General features: G+C 39.8%; 17 protein-coding genes. 8 read left to right on the forward strand and 9 right to left on the reverse strand.

Going from position 1 to position 23,866, the window contains the following annotated elements; genetic code table 11:
• Positions 1-257: 257 nt before the first annotated feature.
• Positions 258-1,031 (reverse strand): class I SAM-dependent DNA methyltransferase, encoded by a 774-nt coding sequence (locus ABVT42_RS11440; protein WP_353895654.1) that lies wholly within the window; start codon positions 1,029-1,031, stop codon positions 258-260.
• A gap of 1,023 nt (positions 1,032-2,054) precedes the next feature.
• On the opposite strand from ABVT42_RS11440, the gene ABVT42_RS11445 reads away from it, so the two are divergent.
• The 8 genes from ABVT42_RS11445 (at position 2,055) to thrC (ending at position 12,751) form a co-directional block, all read left to right on the forward strand.
• The gene (locus ABVT42_RS11445; protein WP_353895653.1) at positions 2,055-2,621 is read left to right on the forward strand and encodes an iron-sulfur cluster assembly scaffold protein; all 567 of its coding nucleotides are present in this window, start codon (positions 2,055-2,057) and stop codon (positions 2,619-2,621) included.
• Positions 2,622-2,624: 3 nt separating this feature from the next.
• Positions 2,625-3,728 (forward strand): XdhC family protein, encoded by a 1,104-nt coding sequence (locus ABVT42_RS11450; RefSeq protein WP_353895652.1) that lies wholly within the window; start codon positions 2,625-2,627, stop codon positions 3,726-3,728.
• Positions 3,725-4,414 (forward strand): nucleotidyltransferase family protein, encoded by a 690-nt coding sequence (locus ABVT42_RS11455; RefSeq protein WP_353895651.1) that lies wholly within the window; start codon positions 3,725-3,727, stop codon positions 4,412-4,414. Before ABVT42_RS11450 ends, ABVT42_RS11455 begins: the two co-directional genes overlap by 4 nt.
• An 87-nt stretch (positions 4,415-4,501) precedes the next feature.
• Positions 4,502-4,966 carry a (2Fe-2S)-binding protein gene (locus ABVT42_RS11460; protein ID WP_353895650.1) on the forward strand — a complete coding sequence of 155 codons (465 nt, stop codon included), beginning with the start codon at positions 4,502-4,504 and terminating at the stop codon, positions 4,964-4,966.
• A gap of 1 nt (position 4,967) precedes the next feature.
• On the forward strand, positions 4,968-7,247 hold the full coding sequence (locus ABVT42_RS11465) for a xanthine dehydrogenase family protein molybdopterin-binding subunit (protein ID WP_353895649.1): 2,280 nt from the start codon (positions 4,968-4,970) through the stop codon (positions 7,245-7,247).
• A 636-nt stretch (positions 7,248-7,883) separates the two neighbouring features.
• The gene (gene thrA, locus ABVT42_RS11470; protein WP_353895648.1) at positions 7,884-10,355 is read left to right on the forward strand and encodes a bifunctional aspartate kinase/homoserine dehydrogenase I; all 2,472 of its coding nucleotides are present in this window, start codon (positions 7,884-7,886) and stop codon (positions 10,353-10,355) included.
• An 81-nt stretch (positions 10,356-10,436) separates the two neighbouring features.
• Complete coding sequence (thrB, locus tag ABVT42_RS11475; protein ID WP_353895647.1) at positions 10,437-11,423, forward strand: homoserine kinase; 987 nt, start codon at positions 10,437-10,439, stop codon at positions 11,421-11,423.
• Between the two features lie 47 nt (positions 11,424-11,470).
• Positions 11,471-12,751, forward strand: a complete 1,281-nt coding sequence (gene thrC, locus ABVT42_RS11480) for a threonine synthase (RefSeq protein WP_353895646.1) — start codon at positions 11,471-11,473, stop codon at positions 12,749-12,751.
• A gap of 177 nt (positions 12,752-12,928) precedes the next feature.
• On the opposite strand, the gene ABVT42_RS11485 is transcribed toward thrC, so the two are convergent.
• The 8 genes from ABVT42_RS11485 to ABVT42_RS11520 all read right to left on the reverse strand — a co-directional run bounded on the left by ABVT42_RS11485 (position 12,929) and on the right by ABVT42_RS11520 (position 23,814).
• Complete coding sequence (locus ABVT42_RS11485) at positions 12,929-14,803, reverse strand: flagellar hook-length control protein FliK (RefSeq protein ID WP_353895645.1); 1,875 nt, start codon at positions 14,801-14,803, stop codon at positions 12,929-12,931.
• A 105-nt stretch (positions 14,804-14,908) separates the two neighbouring features.
• Positions 14,909-15,250 carry an Hpt domain-containing protein gene (locus ABVT42_RS11490; RefSeq protein ID WP_353895644.1) on the reverse strand — a complete coding sequence of 114 codons (342 nt, stop codon included), beginning with the start codon at positions 15,248-15,250 and terminating at the stop codon, positions 14,909-14,911.
• A 325-nt stretch (positions 15,251-15,575) separates the two neighbouring features.
• Complete coding sequence (locus ABVT42_RS11495) at positions 15,576-17,273, reverse strand: ATP-binding SpoIIE family protein phosphatase (protein WP_353895643.1); 1,698 nt, start codon at positions 17,271-17,273, stop codon at positions 15,576-15,578.
• 5 nt (positions 17,274-17,278) lie between these two features.
• Positions 17,279-17,581, reverse strand: coding sequence for an STAS domain-containing protein (locus tag ABVT42_RS11500; RefSeq protein ID WP_353895642.1), 303 nt, complete (start codon positions 17,579-17,581; stop codon positions 17,279-17,281).
• Between the two features lie 133 nt (positions 17,582-17,714).
• Positions 17,715-18,758, reverse strand: coding sequence for a protein-glutamate methylesterase/protein-glutamine glutaminase (locus tag ABVT42_RS11505; protein ID WP_353895641.1), 1,044 nt, complete (start codon positions 18,756-18,758; stop codon positions 17,715-17,717).
• A 74-nt stretch (positions 18,759-18,832) separates the two neighbouring features.
• Positions 18,833-19,468 carry a chemoreceptor glutamine deamidase CheD gene (gene cheD, locus ABVT42_RS11510; RefSeq protein ID WP_353895640.1) on the reverse strand — a complete coding sequence of 212 codons (636 nt, stop codon included), beginning with the start codon at positions 19,466-19,468 and terminating at the stop codon, positions 18,833-18,835.
• A 2-nt stretch (positions 19,469-19,470) separates the two neighbouring features.
• Entirely contained in the window at positions 19,471-20,304 is an 834-nt protein-coding gene (locus ABVT42_RS11515) for a CheR family methyltransferase (protein WP_353895639.1), read from the reverse strand.
• 81 nt (positions 20,305-20,385) lie between these two features.
• Complete coding sequence (locus ABVT42_RS11520; RefSeq protein WP_353895638.1) at positions 20,386-23,814, reverse strand: methyl-accepting chemotaxis protein; 3,429 nt, start codon at positions 23,812-23,814, stop codon at positions 20,386-20,388.
• Positions 23,815-23,866 lie beyond the last annotated feature (52 nt).

Below are 23,866 nucleotides of genomic sequence, written 5' to 3' on the forward strand. Positions count from 1 at the left end.
GTCGCTTAACCAATGAGCAGTTCGAACAGAGAATACCATTCAAGCATATCAGCGCTGAATATTTCAACTCATTGACTAGCGGTAAATTGATAAAGGTTGAGCATAGTATTGACCAGAATTAAAGGTCAATACTACGAATGCGGAATATCTTTTGTAGAAAAGATAAAAATAACTGAATGCGCAATTATCTTCTGTTAATTATATCAAGCAGGTTAAAAAATCGATATTCAAATTAACTCTATCATTTGCTCGATAATTTATCCTTCAAACTTTGTTAGAAAACTATCGGGGACATTCACATTTTTTCGCCCTACTATCGCGAAATAATATAATGGCTCTCCATCAACAGAAAGACGGTGTTTATAACGTTCAATATGATAAACTTCTAAATATTCAGAAAATATTAGTTCCCGTATCATTTTAGAAAAACCTGATTCATCAGAATTATCGAAAAAGGTTTCTTTAATATTAAATGCAATCCACCCTTGATTTTTAATCATATTAAAAGCTTCAATAAATGCTTTCGTTGGAATATCACCAAAGCCTAATGCAGCGACAGTGACCATGCAGTCACACTGCCACGAAGCAATTTCTTCTTTTTGTTCATCATATAACTGGGTAAAGTCGGCCACGTAATAAGCATCATAAACTTCAGGACGATCACGAATAGTTGCATTAAAGGCTTCAGGAATAATATCCACGCCTACTAAGCGCGAAACACCATGCTTTTTTAATTCTTCTCCCATCATTCCGTTGCCAGCCCCAAAATCAAGCACTCTCAACTCGGAAAATTGTTCTCTGGACTGTAAAACCGATGATGCCAGAATATCTGCCACTTTAGCTGGCGAAACACATTTTAAACGATCATAAAATAACTGTTCATACAATCCTTGAACTTCATAAATTTTATCATAATCATGAAAGCGTAATTTTTGAGGAACTTCATTTTCATGCAAATAAAAATAAGCCTCATCTTGATTAAGTCCTTCTACCCCGGATTTAGGAAATTGTATTCTGTGTCGTTTAAACATGTTACTCCCACTTTATCTATTTAAAGTAATATGACTAATCATTGCTATCAGACATTGTAACCACTGATTAAGCAGCACGCAGAAATCAATACAATGAATTAAAAATGTATTTCAACTGCGAATAGCAGTATTAAATCTAATTATTTTGATGGATTAACTAATTTTTAAGCTGTATTAATTAATGATTAATATTAGAAATTGATTAATATTTAAAGTTAGTAATTGCTTTAAATCTTTGAACATTATCAATGCTGAAATCGAACAGTACATCATGCAAATATTTTCACTCGGGTCGATGCCCTTCAAACTTAAACCAAGTGATTAATATTGAATCCTATTCAAATCGTTTTTAAGTTACATTAAGATATATCATAGACAAAAAATATCATGCACAAAAATATATAATGTATAAATGAAAGAAAATAATATTAAGTAATGTATTTTACTTATTATTTCTTAATAACAAATAACCAATGTCATTTTCAGTAGTCTAACCGATAGTGTGAGATAATTAAACTACTGTTATAGGATATTCTCACCTATTTGTCTTTTTATTGCGTGAAATCAATTGCTTTATGTCACATAAAAGATCATTTCATTGAATAATCATTGTCTATTATCTCAATAATTATTCACTATACGCTTTATATAAATCGTAATAATGACAAGACAATTTATTGATTTTCTCATCTTAAAATCTAAAATTGATTCATAATTGGTAACATTTATCGCAAATAAACCAATGACAACAATAGAACATTGTCGTTAAATGAATCTATTGACTGTTCACTTGAAGTTAATTTTTTGTCTGGCCAGTAAAAAAGTGTTTACTCGGCATCTTTAAACTTAGATATCAATCGCTTTATCGAGAGTGGGCTGTGGAAAATAAAAAATTTCAATACACTGTAAAATGGTCTAAACGACATTGATAAATAATCAATATGTTTTGTTAACAGCATATTCATTTGAAAGTTAGGCTTTTATTAACTAAACATTGAATAGTTATAAATAATAATTAAACTTATGGCACTCAATCAACTCTACCAGCAACAAATCAAACAACACGCAAATGCGCCAGTAGGTCTATCACCAACATTTCAGCCTACCCACCAGTTTGATGGATATAACCCGACCTGTGGCGATGAAATCACCTTACTGCTTAAACTTGAAGAAATTAAACTAGAAGCACTTGAATTTGAAGAACTTGAATGTGCCTCCCCCCAACTTAAAATACCCAACAATAAACCAGACGCATTAGCAGTAGTCGCAAATAATCAAGCTGACCATTATCATATCAGCCAAATTGGCTTTACCGCCGATGCCTGTACAATTTGTGTCGCATCCGCCTCTTTGCTGTGTGAATTTGCAGCTAACAAGTCGCTGAAGCATTTACAAGCCATGACCGAACGCCTAAAAACAGCACTTAATGCACCAAACGAGTCAGAATTGAACAATTTGCTCACCGATACCAGTTTGTTATGTTTAGGCGGGGTTCGCCAGTATCCCAGTCGCATCAATTGCGCACTGCTCCCCTGGCAAACAATGATAGAGTCAATCACCAATGAGCAGACTCAAGCGCATAAGGATTAATCATTGAAAAATTTATTTCAAGCACTCAGCAGTTTTAATAACCAACAAGATTATATTCTGGCGGTAATTACCGACACCCAAGGCTCAACGTATCAGAAAGCCGGTGCCATGATGATTATCGATAGCAACTATAATTATTGGGGATTGCTAACCGGTGGATGCCTTGAAGCTGACTTACACTACCATTGTCAACAAGTATTTAGCCAGCAAGTCGATCAACAACTTGTCTATGATTTGCGTAGCGAAGATGATTTGGTTTGGGGAATGGGACTAGGCTGCGAAGGCGCGCTCAACTTATTGCTAAAATTTTTACCTGCGCAACATGATCATTATCATTTTTTTCACATTCTACAAAAGGTTGCTGATGGCGAAGCCTACCAAATGCAAATAAAAACGAGCGGTTCATTTCTCATACCCAACCCTACACTGCAAGAAGGTAAAAAAAACATAAGTGACAAGGAAGAGCCAAGTGATTATCAAAACGCTATCAATTTAAAGTCAGACAATATTTTCACTATCACATTTAGCAACTCGCATAAAGCGAATGTTCAACCACAACTTTTACGTCAAAACAATCAACAACTATTACAAATTCCATTAACGCCACCACATCATTTATTAATTTGTGGTGCCACACCAGATGTCACGCCTGTCACTGCAATTGCCAAGCAACTGGGTTGGAAAGTCAGCGTGATTGATCATCGCCCCAGTTATGCACAACCACAAAATTTTCCGGCAGCCCATCAGGTTAACCTGGTTAAACGCAGTCAATGGAAAAACTATGATTTAACCACGGTTGATTCAGTAGTCATTATGAGTCATCACTACGAACAAGATAAAGCTTATTTGCACCGTTTATTAAATACGCCAATACCTTATATTGGTTTATTAGGACCGGCGCAGCGCCGAGATAAACTTCTTAAAGCCTGCGCTACGAATATACATCAGCAGCAACAACGTATTTATGGCCCGGTTGGCTTACCCATTGGTGCAACCTCGCCCGAAAGTATTGCGCTGGCAATTGTTGCTGAAATTCAATCGGTTTTAAGTCAACGCTCAGCAAATCAGCCATTAAGTTTGGCATCCAGCAAGGTCATAACCTTATGAATCAATCTCTGGCGATTATTCTGATTGCGGCAGGCAATTCTTCCCGCTTGGGACATCCCAAACAACTGATTAACTTTGCCGGAAAAACCTTGTTAGAACGCAGTTGTCAGCTGGCGTTGTCATGCTCTGCGCGAGTATTCGTCATATTGGGATATGAAGCCAACAAAATGCAACCACTGATCTCTCAAGAAAATATTATGCCGGTTTTTAATACTCATTGGCAGCAAGGCATGGGAACTTCAATTGCCTGTGGGATTGAACAGGTCGTTGCGCTAACACAATTGGCTCAATCCTCACAAAAGTCTTTACTAAAAGAACAACAAACCGTAAACACAGGATCCATTAAGGGCGCAATGATTCTTCTGTGCGATCAATGGCGATTGACTCAATCAGATTTACAACACTTAATAACCACTTGGCAAAATAATCCACATAAAATTATTGCCAGTGAATATTATGAACATAAATCAAGTGAACTGATACAAGGAGCTCCGGTTATTTTTCCAGTTCAATATTTTTCGCAGCTAGCAGCACTAACACAAACGGGCGCAAGGTTTTTATTAAAGAAAAATCCGCAAGATGTCATCGCAGTACCTATTGAAAATGCAGCATTTGACATCGACTTAGCCGAAGATTTTAAACAACTAAAAATTTATGAACAACAGCATTATCCAGCAATAACATAAAGCCAGAAATATAAAAACAGAATTTAGCAAACTGATATTGCCAGACATCAAAAAATTTATTAAAAAATACCAAAGAGGGTCAGCAACATGATTAAGTTCACCATCAATGGCGAAGCAAAACAGCTTGACGTCGATCCCCAAATGCCGCTGCTGTGGGTGATACGCGATATCATTCAACTCACCGGTAGCAAGTACGGCTGCGGCCAAGGACTATGCGGTGCTTGTACCGTGCATTTGGATGGCAATGCTATTCGCTCATGTACCACGCCTGTTTCCGCCGTTGCAGGTAAAAACATCACAACTATCGAAGGATTATCTGCCAACGGCGATCATCCGTTACAACAAGCCTGGCTCAATATAAAAGTCCCACAGTGTGGTTATTGTCAATCAGGACAAATCATGTCGGCTGCAGCATTATTACAACAAAACCCCAATCCATCCGATGAAGAAATTGTTAACGCTATGTCTGGCAACTTATGTCGTTGTGGCACTTATCCAAGAATAAAAGCCGCCATTCATCAGGCAGCTAAACTGGCGCGCGAGGTCAAATAAAATGAAAACCAATCACGCAATTATCGAAAATGTCAGTCGTCGTGACTTTTTAAAAAAACTTGGCATTAGTGGCGGTGCGCTGGTATTGGGCGTTCAATTTTCAGCGAACCTTGCTGCTGCCGCGATCAATCAAACCGCAGAAGGGGCTGTTTTTTCACCCGATGTATTTGTTTCTATTGCCCGTGATGGACAAGTCACCATCATTTGTCATCGTTCAGAAATGGGTCAAGGGGTACGTAGCACACTACCTTTATTAGTTGCTGATGAAATGGAAGCTGACTGGGAACGAGTGACTGTCGATCAAGCCCTTGCCGATAAAAAATATGGTAGTCAAAACACAGATGGCTCACGCAGCGTACGTAAAAACTATCAAAAATTAAAGGAAGCCGGCGCAATTGCAAAAACCATGCTGCAACAAGCGGCCGCTAAAATCTGGCAAGTTTCACCTGCTGCGGTCAAAATCAGCCACCATAAAGCGCGTTTAAAGGGCACACCACAAATACTGGATTTTGCCGATCTGGTAGAAATTGCAGCCGGTTTACCCGTTCCCGATCGAAGCCAATTAAAGCTAAAAACCGAAGCCGAACAAAAGTATATTGGCAAAGAAAATATGGATTTACTCGATGGCATGAAAATCGTTACCGGAAATACGGTGTACGGCGTAGATGTTCAATTACCCGATATGAAAATTGCCGTTATCGCCCGTCCACCAGTGGTATTTGGCCGCGTAAAATCTTTTGATGAAAAAGCAGCGCTAAGTGTCAAAGGCGTTATTCGAGTCGTTAAGCTCCCCGACCCTAATCCGCCAGCAGCTTTTAATATGCTCGGCGGTGTCGCAGTCATTGCCGATAACACCTGGGCGGCTCTGCAAGGCCGAGAAAAACTCAATATACAATGGGAATACACAGGCAAAGCCGCGGCCAATGCCAAATACGATACCCAACAACACTTCACGCAGTTTGAACAATCGCTTAAATCACCAACCCAAGTTGTCAGAAACCGTGGTGATTTTGCGCAGGCAGAGAAAGATGCGGCAAAGACTATCACTGCGCAATATAAAGTGGCGGGACTTGCCCACGCGACGATGGAACCACCGTCGGCAACCGCAAAAGTCACCGAACAAGGTCTTGAAGTATGGGCTTGTACTCAGGCCCCGCAGTCAGCACAAGGCAACATTATGCGCACCTTAGGTATACCACAAGACAAGGCTGATACCATTAAGGTGAATGTCACCTTGCTAGGTGGTGGATTTGGACGAAAATCGAAACCTGACTTTGTTGCTGAAGCGGCTTATCTGGCCAAAAATACGGGCTTAACCGTTAAAGTCATTTGGACACGGGAAGATGAAATTAAACACGGATACTATCATTCACCCAGTTTGCAAAAACTCACTGGCACATTAAATAAAAACAACCAAGTCACAGGCTGGCATCATAGTATGGTCAACCATCCAATTGGTTCAACCTTTGATCCAAATGCAAAAACCGCTGGCAGTGCCGATTTAGGACAAGGCGATATTTTATATAACATTCCGAATATCAAAATCGATTTAGGTGATACAGAAACCTTTATGCGCATTGGATGGTTACGTTCAGTGACCAATATTAATAATGCATTTGCAGCCTGTTCGTTCGCCGATGAACTAGCACATGCCGCAGGCCAAGATCCGAAAGAATTTTTATTATCATTAATTGGCCCCGACCAAATGGTCGACTTTGCTAAAGATAACTACCAATACGGCAACTATGGCGAACCAATTAATCAATATCCCGCAGATACTTCTCGCCTCAAAGGTGTAATTCGATTAGTTGCCGATAAAGCCGGTTGGGGTAAAAAATTACCCAAAGGACAGGGAATGGGGATTGCCGCACATCGCAGTTTTTTAAGCTATGTTGCAACAATTGTTGAAGTTTCCATGAAAAACGGCAAGCTCAAAATTGAAGCGATTCATAGCGCAGTCGATATTGGTAAAGCCCTTAATCCTGATCGTATTCGCTCGCAAATGGAAGGCGCAGCCATATTTGCCAGCAGTTTAGCGCTTTATGGTGAAATTACCGCTAAACAGGGCGTAATTGAGCAGAGTAATTTTCACGATTATCCGATTGCCAGAATGTCAGACATACCTGAAATACATACTTATATTGTGAAAAGTGACGCTCTGCCAACCGGTATTGGAGAACCCGGCGTACCGCCATTCTCACCCGCGTTATGCAATGCCATATTTGCTGCAAGCGGGCAACGATATCGTGATTTACCCTTAAAGCAATTTAATATTATCTAGAATCGTCAGAATATATAACTACAAGCTATTTGGTTATCCTTACGAACTTCGGTAACCTCAGCCGAGTCTGGTGAATAAGCCAGACCTGCGTTTGAGATTTTTAATATTGATTTGCACTGGTAAATACAAGCTAATTAAATTAATTTAAGCGCGAGTAGCGGTTAAGTGCTCTCATTGAAAAAACTCGTTTTTATTCATAGTTATTACTGCTTAATGTTGAGCAATCAACAAAATCAATCAAGGTAATCAAATTTATCATTATTTGATTTAATCATAACCCGATTGGTGATGTTGAATGATATAATTTTACCGCTGATGACAGTCGTCATTTAACTGTCAAGATTATTGAATAGAATGAATAAATCATTCATCGGGAAACATTTTTTGTTACATGGTTGTTTTATTTACACTGGACTAACCAGCGTAAATTTTAAAATCATTTAACCAGATTAATTTTAACACACGATACAAAGCCTAATGACACAAGTAATTTGCACCATGATTATTATTGGCACCATTACCGGTACCACGACAATTATTAGTCGCATGGTCATAGGCTGATGTAAATAAGAAATAATCCGCAAAAGCCCGTGACTCTAACAAGACTCACGGGCTTTTTTTTAGCTGAGAGAAAAAATGCAAGTATTAAAATTTGGTGGTTCTTCACTGGCAGATGCCAACTGCTTTAACCAGGTCGCTGGTATCATCAATCAGTACACTCAACAAGACTCGATTGCTACCGTAGTGTCAGCGCCTCAAGGGATCACCAATCGCCTGGTAGCCCTGATTGAAAGTTTAGAAACACCTTCAGCCGACAACTTACAAACCGCCACGATTAATCAGCAAATCCAGCAACACTTTCAGGGTATTTTGGATCAAACCCAAAGCGACTACCCCAATATCCAGCTTCCTGCGATTAACGAAGCCTATCAAGCACTCATCGCTCAATTACAAAATCTGATTGAAGGTGCAGGACTGTTAGGTCGTTGTCCAGAGGCGACTCAGGCACAAATACTTAGTACCGGCGAAAAATTCAGTGTGCTATTGTTAAAAGGCTTTTTAACAGCTTTTAACCATCAGGTAGCAACCATTGAGCCCGAAAACTTTTTAACCATCGATGATAAATCCGTTGAGCCAATTGCAAACCTGGAAATTTCTAAATCTCGATTTGCAGAAAACTACCCTGCTCCTGGAAAAGTCAGCTTGATGCCCGGTTTTTTTGGGGTGAAATCATCAGGAGATTTAGCCACATTGGGCCGCAACGGTTCAGATTATTCGGCAGCTATTTTGGCAGTTTGTATTAAAGCTGATGCTTGCGTTATCTGGACAGACGTCAACGGTGTTTACAATGCTGACCCCAGACTGGTTACCCACGCTCAACTCATCGATAAAATGTCTTATCATGAAGCTATGGAACTTTCTTATTTTGGCGCAAAAGTTTTACATCCTAAAACGATTTCGCCATTATCACTGCACCAAATTCCCTGCTTAATTAAAAATACACATCAACCACAAGAGCCCGGCACGCTGATTTCAGATGAATCAGGCAGCGGTGAAGTTGTAAAAGCGATATCCAATTTATCCGATGTTGCCATGATTAATGTTTCTGGCCCAGGCATGAAAGGTATGGTAGGCATGGCAAGTCGTGTATTTTCAGCAATCAGTCTTGCCAATATATCGGTCATTATGATTAGCCAGTCTTCGGCAGAATATTCGATTAGTTTTTGCGTACCAGGCAATGAAGCAGAAGCCGCTCGCGAATGTTTAAATGAAGCCTTTGAGTTAGAATTAAAAAGCGAATTACTTGAACCTATTTCGGTTAAAAAAGAGCTGGCCGTTGTTACTTTAGTTGGCGATCATATGCAACAACAAAAAGGCATTGCCGCTAAGTTTTTCAGAGCACTATCGCAAGCGAGAGTTAACATTATTGCAATCGCGCAAGATTCATCTGAACGCAGTATTTCCGCGGTAATTCGTGATGAACGCACCGATGATGCAGTCAAAGTGTGTCATCAAAATTTATTTTTGAAAAAGCCAACCATCGACGCTATTGTGATTGGCTGTGGAACAGTGGGTAAAGAATTAATCGCCCAAATACAAAAGCAACAACAGTGGTTAAGTGATAAAAATATTATTTTAAAACTGGTCGCAATTGCTAATAGTCGTCAATTATTATTGAATAAATCCGGCATTAATATTTCAAATAACTGGCAACAAGATTTACAAAATTCGAGTGAATCTCTTTCATTAGAAAGATTAAATCAATTTGTTTCCGAAGCTCACTTGACCAATCCGGTAATCGTTGACTGTACCAGCAGTAATGTTATTGCCATGCAATACGTTGATTTTCTGGCGAATGGCTATCATGTTGTTACTGCAAATAAAAAAGCCAATACCGAAAACTATGATTACTATGCGAAAATTCGCGCAATGGCTGAGAAAAAACATCGTCGCTTTCTTTATGAAACGAATGTTGGTGCGGGTCTACCGGTCATCGACAACTTACAAGGATTACTCAGAGCTGGTGATGAGTTAATCCAGTTTGAAGGCATATTATCAGGTTCTCTGTCATTTATTTTTGGTGAATTACACAAAGGGTTGTCACTATCTCAGGCGACACTTAAGGCCAAAGAGCTAGGTTTTACCGAACCCAACCCGGCCGAAGATTTAAGTGGTCTTGACGTAGCCAGAAAAGTTTTGGTCATTGCCCGCGAAGCCGGATTAAAACTGGAGCTGGAAGATATCAATCTGGAGCCGGTGGTTCCTCAAGCATTAGCTGAAATTACTGATGCTGCTGAATTTATGGAAAAACTACCAGCCTTTGATGCAACCTTTCAGCCACAAATTGATGCTGCCGAGAACAATCAACAAGTGCTGCGTTACATTGCGCAAATTAAAGATGGTCAATGCCATGTTAAAATTCAGGCGGTCGATGCCTCTCACCCGCTTTACAGTGTAACCGATGGTGAAAATGCGCTGGCAATCAATACGCATTATTACCAACCTAGACCGGTTGTTATTCGAGGTTATGGCGCAGGTGCTGCAGTTACCGCAGCAGGATTATTTGGTGATATTTTAAGAACGCTTGCTTGGGAGCAAGAACATTAATTTTTAAATCATCAATTTACTCATACAGGCTGCCGAATTAACGGCAGCACAATTTAAGTTTGTGTCGTTTAGGAAAATATTATGTCAGTGTCAGTTTTTGCGCCAATATCCGTCGGCAATGTCAGTGTCGGGTTTGATACTTTAGGGTTAGCACTCACCCCGGTTGATGGCTCACTGGTTGGCGATATTGTCACCGTTGAAGCATTCGACCAGTCATCCGTCAAACAGCAATCCAACAACACCGAAAACGCTTTATCAAGTGAGTTTGTGCTCGCAGGAACCCATGCTTCGCGATTACCCGCAGGTGCCGAAAAAAATATTGTGTGGCGTTGCTATCAGGCGTTTGAAAAAGCCTTGTCACAAAAACAAGTCGACGCTCAAGCAATCAAAATCACCCTACATAAAAATATTCCGGTCAGCAGTGGGCTTGGCTCAAGCGCCTGTTCAGTTGTTGCTGCATTCGCCGCATTAAATACCTTTTATAACACGCCGTTTAGTGAGCACGAATTGCTGCTCATGATGGGAGAGTTAGAAGGCGAAATTAGTGGCAGTGTGCATTATGACAATGTTGCGCCTTGCTATCTGGGTGGATTGCAATTAATGCTTAACGATGAACAACAAGTTACCCAACCAATCCCGACCTTTGATGATTGTTACTGGGTGATTGCTTATCCCGATGTTGAAGTCAGTACTAAAGCCGCGCGTGAAATTCTGCCACAAAATTATTCACGTGCGACGCTAATAACTTTTGGACAAAATTTGGCAGGCTTTATCGATGCCAGCCATCGTCAAAACAAACAACAGGCTTTCCGTTATTTAACCGACATTGTAGCCGAACCTTATCGCGCCCAACTGCTACCTAACTTCGCTGATACCAAGGCACACTTATTAGCCTCTGGCGCATTAGCAGTTGGTATTTCGGGGTCAGGACCGACACTGTTTGCGGTAACCGACGATCGACAAAAAGCCGAGGCATTCCAACAATGGTTAAACGACAATTACCTACAAACACCAGAAGGCTTTGTACACATTTGTCAGGTTGATCATCAAGGTGCGCGAAAAATTTAATTTAAACGAATCAATCAATCCACTAACGACGAAAAGAGAGCGGGATAGTGAAATTTTATAATTTGAAAGATGAGTCACAGGTTGTCAGTTTTGAAACCGCCGTAAAAACCGGACTGGGTAGAAATCAAGGACTTTTCTTTCCAAAAAAAATTGAAGCCTTGAACAACATTACCCAACTGCTGGATGCACCAGTTCATGAGCGTAATTTTGCAATTTTAAAACCTTTTGTTAAGGAAAGTATCAACGATCAGGATTTAGCCGAAATTATTCGCACAACGTTTAGTTTTCCAGCCAAATTACAAGCGGTCAATGACAAAGAATATTGCCTCGAGCTTTTTCACGGTCCCACGCTCGCCTTTAAAGATTTCGGTGCAAATTTTATGGCTAATTGTTTGCAAAATTTTGCCGATGATAAACCTATCACAATTTTAACTGCAACCTCTGGAGATACGGGCGCAGCCGTTGCACACGCCTTTCATGGTCTGACGAATATTCAGGTAGTTATCTTATTTCCTAAGGGAAAAATATCAGAACTCCAACAAAAAATGTTCACTACTCTTGGTGACAACATTCATACCATTGCAATCGATGGCAGTTTCGATGATTGCCAGCAATTGGTCAAACAAAGTTTCGATCATCAAGAACTGGTACAACAGGTCGGGCTTAACTCCGCTAACTCGATCAATATCAGTCGCCTGCTAGCTCAAGTCTGCTATTACTTTGATGCCGTAGCACAGCTGCCAAAAGCACAGCGCAATGAACTGGTAGTCGCAGTTCCCAGCGGAAACTTTGGCAACCTATGTGCTGGAATTATTGCCAAATTGCTCGGATTACCTATTAAACGCTTTATTGCTTCAACCAATTTAAACGACACCGTACCTCGATATTTGCAAACCGGCGACTGGCTACCTAAAGCCACTATTGCAACCATGTCAAATGCAATGGATGTAAGCAAACCTAACAATTGGCCACGTATCGAATATTTAATGGATACCGAACAGTTTGCGCGCGATGCACTGACTGGCGGTGCTATTGACGAAGCCCAAACCGCAGAAACTGTTAAGCAGCTTTATGCACAAGGTTACTTAAGTGAGCCCCATGCAGCAATTGCCTATGAAGGGTTACATCAATCGCTACAGCCGGAAGAAACAGGTATCTTTTTAGGAACAGCTCATCCAGCAAAATTTAAATCGACGGTAGAAGAAATCTTAAATATCGAGTTACCGCTCCCGCCAGAATTAGCCAGCTGTGCAGAAAAAACTGACTTAGCCCATTCAATGGCTGCCAATTTCGATGCGTTAAAAACATTTTTAGTGAATCTAAAATAATTTTAGCTTACCGACTTGGTTAACTAGCACAAAAAAAGCGTCTATTCAAATGCGCTTTTTTTGTGCCAATTAAAAAGTAAAAACGCCCAACACTTTAAGACATTTTTTTGAGAACGGACCTACGCCAAGAGTCACCAAAATAATGGGGCTGATGATTTTCCTTATCCAGAGTTGAGGTTAACTATACACATCAAGCAATTGGTCACTCGTTATAACTACAGATGAGCGCTGTTGTGACAAATCCTCATCTGTTGACTCACCTTGTGAGTTTAATGATCCCGACTGGCTATCAGTATTGTCAGTATCATTCGACTGCGCAAAAAGATCACGCTGCTGCTGATTAACTTCCGTATCCCCAAGATTAATACCCGACTCTGCTAACATGTTTTTTAACTTTTGCATGTTTTCTTCAAGCAGTTCTTTAGTGGCGGGATTATTCACCTGAAAAACGATATGCGTTTCACCATTAGTTTGTTGAATCTTCACACTTAACGGTCCCATTTCGGGCGGATCCATCATAATTTCTGCACTCGACAATCCCTGGTTGAGCATCCATTGCACTCTAAGCGCCAGGTTCGGTGAAAAATCTTGTCGTGCAAATAACGGATGAGTAAAAGAAGACTCAGGTGATAACCGCATCGGCGCTGGTGTTTGACTATCTGTCGCTAAGGTTGCACCAACTGGCGATAACAATACTCCCGCTTCAGTCGCTCGTTCTTGACTACGACTAGTGGCACTCGGCGTTAAAGCCGATGCCACAGCCAAAATATTAGCTGGCGCTTGTGAGGCCTGTCCGCTTAGCAAGCTGCTCTGCTGTGCTACCTGCTGAATAAAAAAATCACTTTTCTCCATGAATAATTTTTTTCCTTCACTCATTGTCATCAGTCGAGCGGTATAGCCTGCATTAAATTTTGCGATGCCCTCTTTACCCGTGTCGCCATCAACTCCAGACTGATTGTTAAGTGCTCGCCCCAGTAAGTCAGTTTTATTTAACAGATTTTTCTCAGTAAACTTTTGTTCTCCACTTGCTTGCAGCACATTTCCCATCCCTCGGTGTAAATAATTATTTACACGGTCTTGTGGATTTTTGCCCTCGACCAGCATTGCAGCAATATTTTTCTCGACATTTCGAGTAGCAGATAAAACGGTCGTATCATCCGTTATACTCTGCGCATTCTTAGCATTTAATGATTGATTTTGAAGCAACTGATTTGCCTGTATAGCTTTATCAATTTGTAATTTGTCATTTTGTATTTTTCCCAAAGACCGCTCGCCAGCTACATTATCAAGCAATTGACCAGAGCCCTTTAAACTCGGATTTTTTGTGCGATGACTAAGCGTCAACGCCTCAATAGCACTATCATCTATTTTTTCCGATAGACTGTTATCTAAAGATGAACTACTACCCAGCAATGAATTGTCACCCAAGGACTGTTGCACAAGCTCGTTATCGCCACTTTTAGGCACAGCAGACTTTTCTGCCAAGACAGTTGCAGCGTGAATAGTTGCACTTTTATCATCGCTACCCGCTGCGACAAGGGAGTTGAATTGCTGACCATATTGAGCCGAGGTAAACATAATGCCATTCGTACCAAATTTATCTGTAGCGCCTTCAGTATTTTCATCAGACAAATATAAATCTTCACTATTTTGTGGGTGTATCAATGCCTGTGCTTGCGCAGTTAAAGTCTGACACGATTCCTGATGAAAACGTAAGTTAAAGGCCATCTGCTCATTGAAGTCAATTTTATCGGCATCTAAATGCGGAAAATTATTGCCGTTAAATTGGGCAATGGCTGAGGCTAATAGTGGCTTATTCCCGCCTTCATTTGTGCCATTAGATGATGTTGGCTGCATCAGTTGCGCTAGCTGTTGGCCAAATAAATAGTGAGGCGAATGATTTGCACGCATAGTGCTAGCTTGAGGACTAATAACAAACCCTTTGATTTGGTTAGAGTTTTCTGAGTTGGTCGCACTTTTTTGCAGTGACAGCAATTGCTGTAATGAACCTGGTCCGGTATTGAGCATCTTGGCAATCTCACATTCAGTCAAATAAACTTCATAGGTAACTTAGCAGGTTTGATGCCAAATGAGACAAGACCATAAGAAACAAAGAAAAAGAAAGCCGCCTCAAACTAATCGGGTTCCAGGTTAACACTAATTTAAGTAAGTCTGCTTTATTTCTTCACTGGTTTGTTGAAATATCTGGTTAATATTTTGGAGAGCCTGTTGACTATTATCGAGTATTTTATCTTTGGCGGCGTTTTCTAATTGTTCACACTGCAAGGCTAAATCTGTAGCGCCAACGTTGCGGCTGCTCCCTTTAATACTATGCGCAATACGTCTTACTTGATCAGCATCTTGCGTATCAATTGCCTGCGCCAGACTATTCAAATTTCTGCTGCTGTCTTCCAAATATGCTTCAAATAGCATTGGTAAGTCATCAGCCATAATTTCTTTCAACTCAGCAATGATATTTTGGTCAAGATATTGGCTCATAAACAGCACCTTTGTTTATCGATTGATATATCGATTTGTTAATCAATATTTTCATCCGTCTAAATATCAAGTTTATGCTCGACTTTATACTTAATGATACGTTTAATGTTGTCTGTTAATTGTAGATAATAATTTTAATTTATCGCTGTATCTGACGACGGTATAGAATAACGATATATAATTAGCCCATATAATAACGGTATATAATAGCTGTATATAATAGCTACATCGAATATTTATGCAGGTTTACGGTGATAGGATTATTGAAAAAATAACTATTTTAGTTGATGGCATTATCGTATAAATTTTTAAATTAAAATTTATTTCAAGTCGACTCTGGCTCATCCGCATACCAACGATAAACGGCGCGTACATGCCGACCTTTATCAAAGTACTCAAGTGATTCACACAAATTAAATAATAGCGGAATACCGCGTCCACTATAGTGTTTCTCTCCGGCCTTAATCACTTTTTCACAATCGAATCCTATGCCGCTGTCTTTAAAATCAAAAATAATTTTGCCACCATTATTTAATGGCGTATGATCAATTTCAACCGCAACAAATCCTTCAGTGAGTTTTAATAATCCCTCGGTGCGCATACGATAATAATTAGCAAACCCTTCACTACCGGATTTAATTTTTGAATCAAGTCCCAATACCCCATGCTCGACGGCGTTATTATATAACTCAGATAAAATGGTAAAAATTCGTGAGCGATGAGGCGTAAGCTCTCGGCATTCGAGCAGGGTTTGCAACAACATTGGAATAGGATCAAATTTACCCAAAGATTTACCTCGCAAGCACAAGCTGATATTTGAGTCGAGTGTACCAGTCTGCGCATGAGATTGATTTTCGGTAGTGTTAACTTGTGTCACATGATGATGAGGAAACTTCACCTCAATCAGGCTTAAATCATCACCTTGTTCAGCATCTCCTGTAAATTCAATAATTTGATCAATCAATCCCTGACATAAATTATCTTCATTAATATGTGCCTGAATGTATTCGAGCATACGCTCATCACCATACATTTCTGATTCTTGATTGACTGACTCAATGATACCGTCGGTAATTGCCAATAGTTTATGCTGTTTAGAAAAACGAGAAACCAAAGGTTCAACTTTAAACCTTTGTGGCGTTTGTACGCCAATGGGTAGATGTCGAGATTGGACCTGCTCTACCTCACTGGTTGACTGGTCAATAATATACGCTTGTGGTGCCCCCGCATTCCAAATCGTAATACGCTCATCAATGGCATCAATATCTGCAATAATCACACAGCAAAAAATTCCACGCGGTAGGACTGAATATAAACGCGCATTCATTTCGGTCATGACATCAGGAATTGCAAATCCCTTTTTGGTCATGCCATAAAATATTTCAGAGGTTGGCATCGCACCAATCGCAGCAGGTAATCCATGACCAGTAAAGTCTGCGAGCATCAAACGCATTCCTCCCATCGGCGTTTCTGCTGCGAGCAATAAATCACCATTAAAGATTGACATTGGTGATAAATGATAATTAATATTTTCCGATGCCAGACAACCGCGATGTGCAATATTATTGAATATTTTTTTTGCGGCTTCTTGTTCCTGAATTAAATGGTCATTGTGATATTGAATCTGATTGCGTTGATTATCAATCGTTTCATAAAGGTTAGAAATGCGTGAAAAAGCATTAACCTTAGCTTTAATAATAATACGATCGACAGGTTTAGATACAAAATCATCACCACCACATTCAATACACTTGGCTAAATCATAAGCATCGGTAAGTGAGGTAAGAAAAATAATTGGCACCCATAAATTCTGCTGATTATTCTTTATTTTGTAAGCAACATCGTAACCATCAAGTTCAGGCATTAATACATCGAGAAAAACCAATGATGGAGAATGTTCAAAAAACAGATCGATTGCCTGTTTTCCGGTTTCAGCCTGAATAACCTCATGACCTTCTTGTATTAATACACGCGAGAGTATGAGGCGTTCAACCTGATTATCATCTGCAATTAAAATCTTCAATGGAATTATATTTTGAATAGTTGCTCGAAATTAGAAATCGTTAATATTTTACGAATATCATCGTTACAATTTTTCAAAGTAATTTTTGATGAATCTCCACCCGCATGATCTCTGAGCAGCAAAAGCATACCTAAAGCTGAACTGTCGAGATAAGTGGTTTCCATCATATCAATAACAATTTCAGAAGGCGTTGGCGACAACTTTTCGTATGAATCTCGAAAAGATTGATGCGCACTAAAATCAAAACGCCCATTGATAGTTATAGTAAGTACTTTTCCATCAGGCGAAAGGCTAGAACCTACTGACATGCTTTACCCCTTTTGTGGCTAATATTTAATAAATCCTTGTTCTTGAAGGCTTTATTTAAACAACATCCTAGCCTTAAGAATAGTGCAATCTTGCGATTTTGACTAATATTTTTTCTCCATTTATGAATTTTGTTCACACTTGAGATACCAGAAAATGGGGAATCTTATCTAGCGAAAGAATTTGTCTGGCAGCACCGAGTTCGACAGCCTTACCAGGCATTCCCCAAACCACACTCGACTCTTCATTTTGTGCAATCGTCAACGCGCCCATATTCCTAACATCAAGTAGCGCTTGAGAGCCATCACTGCCCATTCCGGTTAATAAAACAGCAACACAATTTTGGCGAACACTATCAATCAGAGAGTGAAACAAAACTTCAACCGAAGGTTTATGTCGATTCACTCTGGGAGAATCTTGTAACACAGCCCACAATTCATCGTCACGCTTACGCTTAACTTCCATGTGCATATGACCAGGCGCTAAGTAGGCATTGCCTGGCATTAAGCGCGTTGGCTGTCTGACTTCGGTCACTATCATATGCGATTCATTGTCCAACCGCCGAGCATATGATGTCGAAAAAACATCGGGAATATGCTGCACAATGACAATTGGTGGCATATTAACCGGCAACTGAGTAATGATTGAATGAATCGCTTCGGTACCGCCAGTCGATGCACCAATAGCAATCAATTCACATTCGCCATTTTGATTATCTCGAATTAGACGCTTACGCGAGCGCTTTGATGATTCAAGTGCGGCGGTATTACATTTTGCCGCGGCTTTCACTTTTTCAATCAGTTCATCAGCCAGCATTAGAATACTATCTTTTACATCAGTTGATGGTTTACCAACAAAATCAAATGCGCCTAGATTAAGTGCTTGCAAAGTAATTTCTGCCCCGGCTTGTGTTAAGGTCGAAACCATAATTACAGGCATCGGTCTTAAGCGCATAATATTTTTCAAAAAGGTCAGACCATCCATCTTGGGCATTTCTACATCAAGGGTTATCACATCAGGTTGATACTTCTTAATTTTCTCGCGTGCATCAAACGGATCAACAGCCGTCGCCACCACCTTAATTAGCGGATCCTGCTCCAGAATTTGTGTCAACAGCATTCTGATGAAAGCAGAATCATCAACAACTAATACTTTTATCGATTTAATTTGCTGCTCCAAAATACTCTCTCTTTACATTGATAGTCTGACTGGTCTTTATTCAAAGTTTAATGATATTCAGCAGAAAACGCTCTTTAGTCAAACAATTCGATCTCACCCTTAACATCATCTTTAGTAATTTGCGTAAAGTAAGTTTCATCACGCTGCTCAATGGTTGCATTATGTTTGCTGTATAGTTTTTTAATTAAAACTTTTCCCGAACGGGGCATATACATCACTTTGCGCGGATAAATGCCACCCACATCTTCCGATAATAACTTCAATCCTTCCAATTGAATGTACTCTTGAATAAATTGTATATTACGTTTGCCAACATCAGTCATGCCATGCATTACCCGGCCACCACCAAAAACTTTTATTTCCAGATTTTCTCGTCGCCCACCATTTCGCAAAATGTCGTTAATCATTTTTTCCATTGCAAAGTTACCATATCGCTCAGCACTACCATTTTTAAAGTCATCGGAGTTGGTGTTTGAAATTGGTAACATAAAATGATTCATACCACCAATATTTACAGTTTTGTCGCGCACACAAGCTGAAATACACGAACCTAAAACGGTCGTAATCACTTCGTTATGTGAAGTCACATAGTATTCGCCAGGTAAAATTTTTGCTGTGGGCAAACCAGTTGTTTTATCCCAGTAGCGATTGATATGATTAAATTCTTGCCAACAGGAAGGTAAATTTTCTCGAATATATCCAACAGCCATCGTTATTGCTTCCTGAATATGGTCTTGCCAATCGAATGAAAAGTCGACTTATTGGCACTTAAATTTTCAGAATGCCCCAAAATTAAACAACCATTTTTGGATAAAAGTTCACCGAATCGTTCAACCAGTTTCACTTGAGTTGGTTTATCAAAATAAATTAAAACGTTGCGACAAATAATCAAATCCAGCGGTCCTTTCATGGGCCACTCTTCCATCAAATTTAGGTGCTTAAAAAATATAAGCTGCTTCAATTTTTCACTAACTTCCCATTGGTCACTGCGACAACGTTCAGTCTGCTTAAACCACTTCAAATAAGGCTGTTCGATTGAATCAAGTTTATCTTCAGCATAAATTCCCTGACGACAAGCGTCGAGTACTTTAGTATCCAGATCCGTGGCTAAAATTTTAAAATCTACATTGCTGGGCTTGTTCGTCATACCATGCCATACCATCGCCAGCGTATAAGGTTCTTCGCCGGTTGAACAACCAGCAGACCAGACGCGAATTCTACGCTGACCCTTGGCAAATAGCTCTTTAAAGTAAATTTTAACTAAATAATCAAAGTGATGTTTTTCTCGAAAAAAATGTGTCAGATTTGTAGTTAAAGCATTAATAAAGTGCATACTTTCTGCAGCATCTTGTTCGACTAAATCCAAATACACATCAAAATTGGTCAAGCCTAATCGTCGAATTTGTCGCGCCAATCGAGAATACACCATATCCGACTTTCTATCCGATAAAAAAATACCTGACTTATGGTTTATCAACTCAACTACCCGCTGAAAATTATCGGGTGTAAAATTGAATTCTCTTTTTCTTTCGAACAACATATTCATATGATTAATTAGCGCTCAAACTCCGACTGATTAACAATTGATTCTCAATTAATGAATGATTCACTCATGACTAGTTTATGATTAGAATTCCTCCCATTCCTGGTCCGTCTGCATAGCAGTTTTTTCCATTGGCTCATCTTTATGAGCTAATTTTCGCTTGACTGGTGATACAATTTCTTCACTACGTCGCCCACTTTCTTCACCAGTTTTAAAGAAGCTCATCAGTTCCATTAAATTACCAGCCTGTTCACTTAGAGATTCAGCCGATGCTGCCGCTTCTTCAACCAACGCAGAATTTTGTTGGGTCATATTATCCATTTGTGCAATGGCTTGATTAATTTGTTCAATACCAGATGACTGCTCTTCACTGGCATTAGATATTTCTTTCACCAACTGAGTTACCCGGCGCACCGAATCAACAATATCGGTGAGTTTCTTACCTGAGTCATTTACCAACTGACTACCTTGTTCGACTTTACTCACGCTGTTATTAATTAATGATTTAATATCTTTTGCAGCGCTCGCACTGCGCTGAGCAAGGTTACGAACTTCGGCAGCAACCACAGCAAAACCACGCCCCTGGTCGCCCGCTCTGGCCGCTTCGACTGCGGCATTAAGCGCTAACAGATTCGTCTGGAAAGCAATTTCATCAATAACCACAATAATGTCAGAGATTTCTTTAGAAGCGCTGTTAATTTCTTTCATTGCATCAATCGCTTCAGTAACCACTTTACCGCCACTTTCTGCCAACTTCATAGTGTCAATCGATAGTTGATTAGCGTTATTAGCCGCTTCGGCATTTTCTTTTACCGTGCCGGTTAGCTCTTCCATACTTGATGCGGTTTCTTCTAGACTTGATGCTTGCTCTTCGGTACGCTGACTCAAATCGGTATTGCCTTGCGAAATTTCTTTGGCAGAGGTAGATACATGGCTAGAAGTTTCCATAATTTCACCGACCATATTTCTTAAATTATCAATACTGGTATTAATCGAAGTTTGTAATTGGTTAAACAAACCGTGGTATGTGCCATCCATACTATCTTGTAAATTTCCGGCAGCCATGCTCTCTAAAACATCTTTACAAGATTCAATTGGCTCAACAACGGTATCGAGCATGCTGTTAATACCTAACGCCAGATTGCGCATAAAGCCCTCATAACTGTCAGCTTCCAATCGACTGCTCAAATTACCGCGAGACGCTTCACTAATTAATGACTCAATCATTTCTTGTGCACTGGTAATATCGGTCATATCAATCCATTCAACCGCCGTACCCAAGTAATTACCATCGCTATCAGCTAAAGCAACGGCTGTTAGTTCAAAAGTTAACGGCCCCACTTTTATACTAGCTTTATAGGGCAGGTTTTCGGGTTTTAATACATTACGTTGATGCGCCGGATTTTTGTGGAACTCATCAAAGCTTGAGCCGATCACTTTATCAACCGCAAAATTCGGTAACGATTTTTGTAGTTCTTTTTCACGGCGCTTAAGCATTCTTTTAACCGCGGGATTCATGTAGTTGATTACACCATCAGTATCAGCCATCATTAAATTAGTCGTCATACCTTGAGTTGCCGAAACCAGTCGACCAATTTCGCGTTTACTTTCTTGCTGATTAGTGGTATCCACCCATTCAACCGCAGTTCCCAAATATTCGCCATCGGTACTGTGCAGCGCAACCGCGGTTAACTCAAAATGTAAGTTACCCACTTGAATATTGGCTTTATAAGGTAAATTCTCGGGTTTTAAGACATTGCGTTGATGGGCTGGATTTTTATGAAAGGCATCGAAGCTCGTACCAATTAAGGTGTCAATCGAAAAATTAGGTAAAACTTTTTGAATTTCTTTTTCACGCGAACTCAACATCTTTTTAATTGATGGGTTAATGTAGTTAATCACGCCATTGGGATCTGCCATCATCAAATTGGTGGTCATCCCTTCTATAGCGCTTACCAAGCGGCCAATTTCCTGTTTGTTTTCTTGTTCGCTGGTGGTATCCAGCCACTCTACGGCCGTACCTAAATACTCACCTTTGGTATTTTTTAATGCCACAGCAGTTAAATCAAAGGATAATTTGCCCACTTGAATACTGGCTTTATAAGGTAAATTCTCGGGTTTTAGCATATTGCGTTGATGGGCTGGATTTTTATGGAAGGCATCGAAGCTGGTCCCAATTAGTGTATCAATCGCAAAGTTAGGCAAGGTCTTTTGAATTTCTTTCTCGCGTGAGCGTAGCATTTTTTCTACTGAAGGATTCAGATAATTAATTACGCCATCGGGGTCAGCCATCATCATGTTGGTAGTCATACCCTCAATGGCACAAACCAGGCGGCCGATTTCTTCTTCTTTATTACGCAGTCCTGTTTGCATATCAGTTAATGCAGTAAACAATTGACCGAACTCATCTTTATCGGTGTCATCTATTTCATTATTTAACTTGCCTTTACCAATTTCTTCAAAAACATCTACCGCCACATGAACTTTTTTAATAGACTGGCGCACGATGATAATAGCCATCGCTAATCCTAGCGCAACAATCAATAAAACCAGAAACATTTGCGCCAATGTGGCATTTTCTTCAGCAGAAGCCCTACTTTCTATTTCTGCTTTTAAGTTCGGTAATATCGCATCATTAAATGCAAATATTTTTTGAGTAATTGCAGTCATCTCATCAAAATATTCGATTGAAGAATAACTTAACATTTCTGGTTGAAGTATTTTTTCTTCAACCAATCTATCTGCTTTTTCAAGCGCTTCTATAAGTTCGTTGTAAGAATTAGATAAACTGCCAGCTAAACTGGGATTTGCTTCAAAAATAATCTCCCGGTTGCGTTTAAGCTTTTCATAAGATGAAAAAACACTAACAATCAAGCGTGTAATCGTTAACCGCTGCTTACTATCGATACTGTTACTGACTAATACATTAGTTCCAACGGCTCGAATTAACCCCAATTGGTTAGCCATTGAAGGGGTCTCATCAACCACCGCACTAATCATATGGTAAGTATCTAATCGCTCATCTAACACCAGATTAGAATCATTCGCCATATTTTTAATCAGTATATTAACATCATGAATAATGTCAGAATGACGTCTGACCGACTCTGCCAATGACAATCGTAAATTATCATTGACCAACTGATTCCATCGCTGTTCAAGAGATTTTGCCTCAGCCGAAAGCTCAGCACCAAAGCTTTCATTTAGATTGTTATAAACTTGTACAAATCCATTTTTAACTTCACCTTCGATTGTTTTCAGGCGCGAACGCATATTTTCATCGCCACTAATTGCACCAGCAGAAGTTCCTCGATGTAAAGCAATCTTTTGCGATAATGTATGTAGAGGTTTTAACGAGTCAACCCCTTTAATTTCCTTTTTTAAAATATCCACTTCATGAAATGAATCACTCGCTAATAAGTAAACCGTGAGGATGAGCGGCAGGATTAGCATACAAAATGCCAGTCCAAACTTATAAGTTAATTTTAAATTACCAAGCCACTTATTGATCATAAACCTCTCCATTGAACTCTAATGTAATGCTTAGATTGTAATCGAACGGAAT

It is taken from the genome of Aliikangiella maris, from assembly GCF_040719265.1.
GTDB lineage: Bacteria > Pseudomonadota > Gammaproteobacteria > Enterobacterales > Kangiellaceae > Aliikangiella > Aliikangiella maris.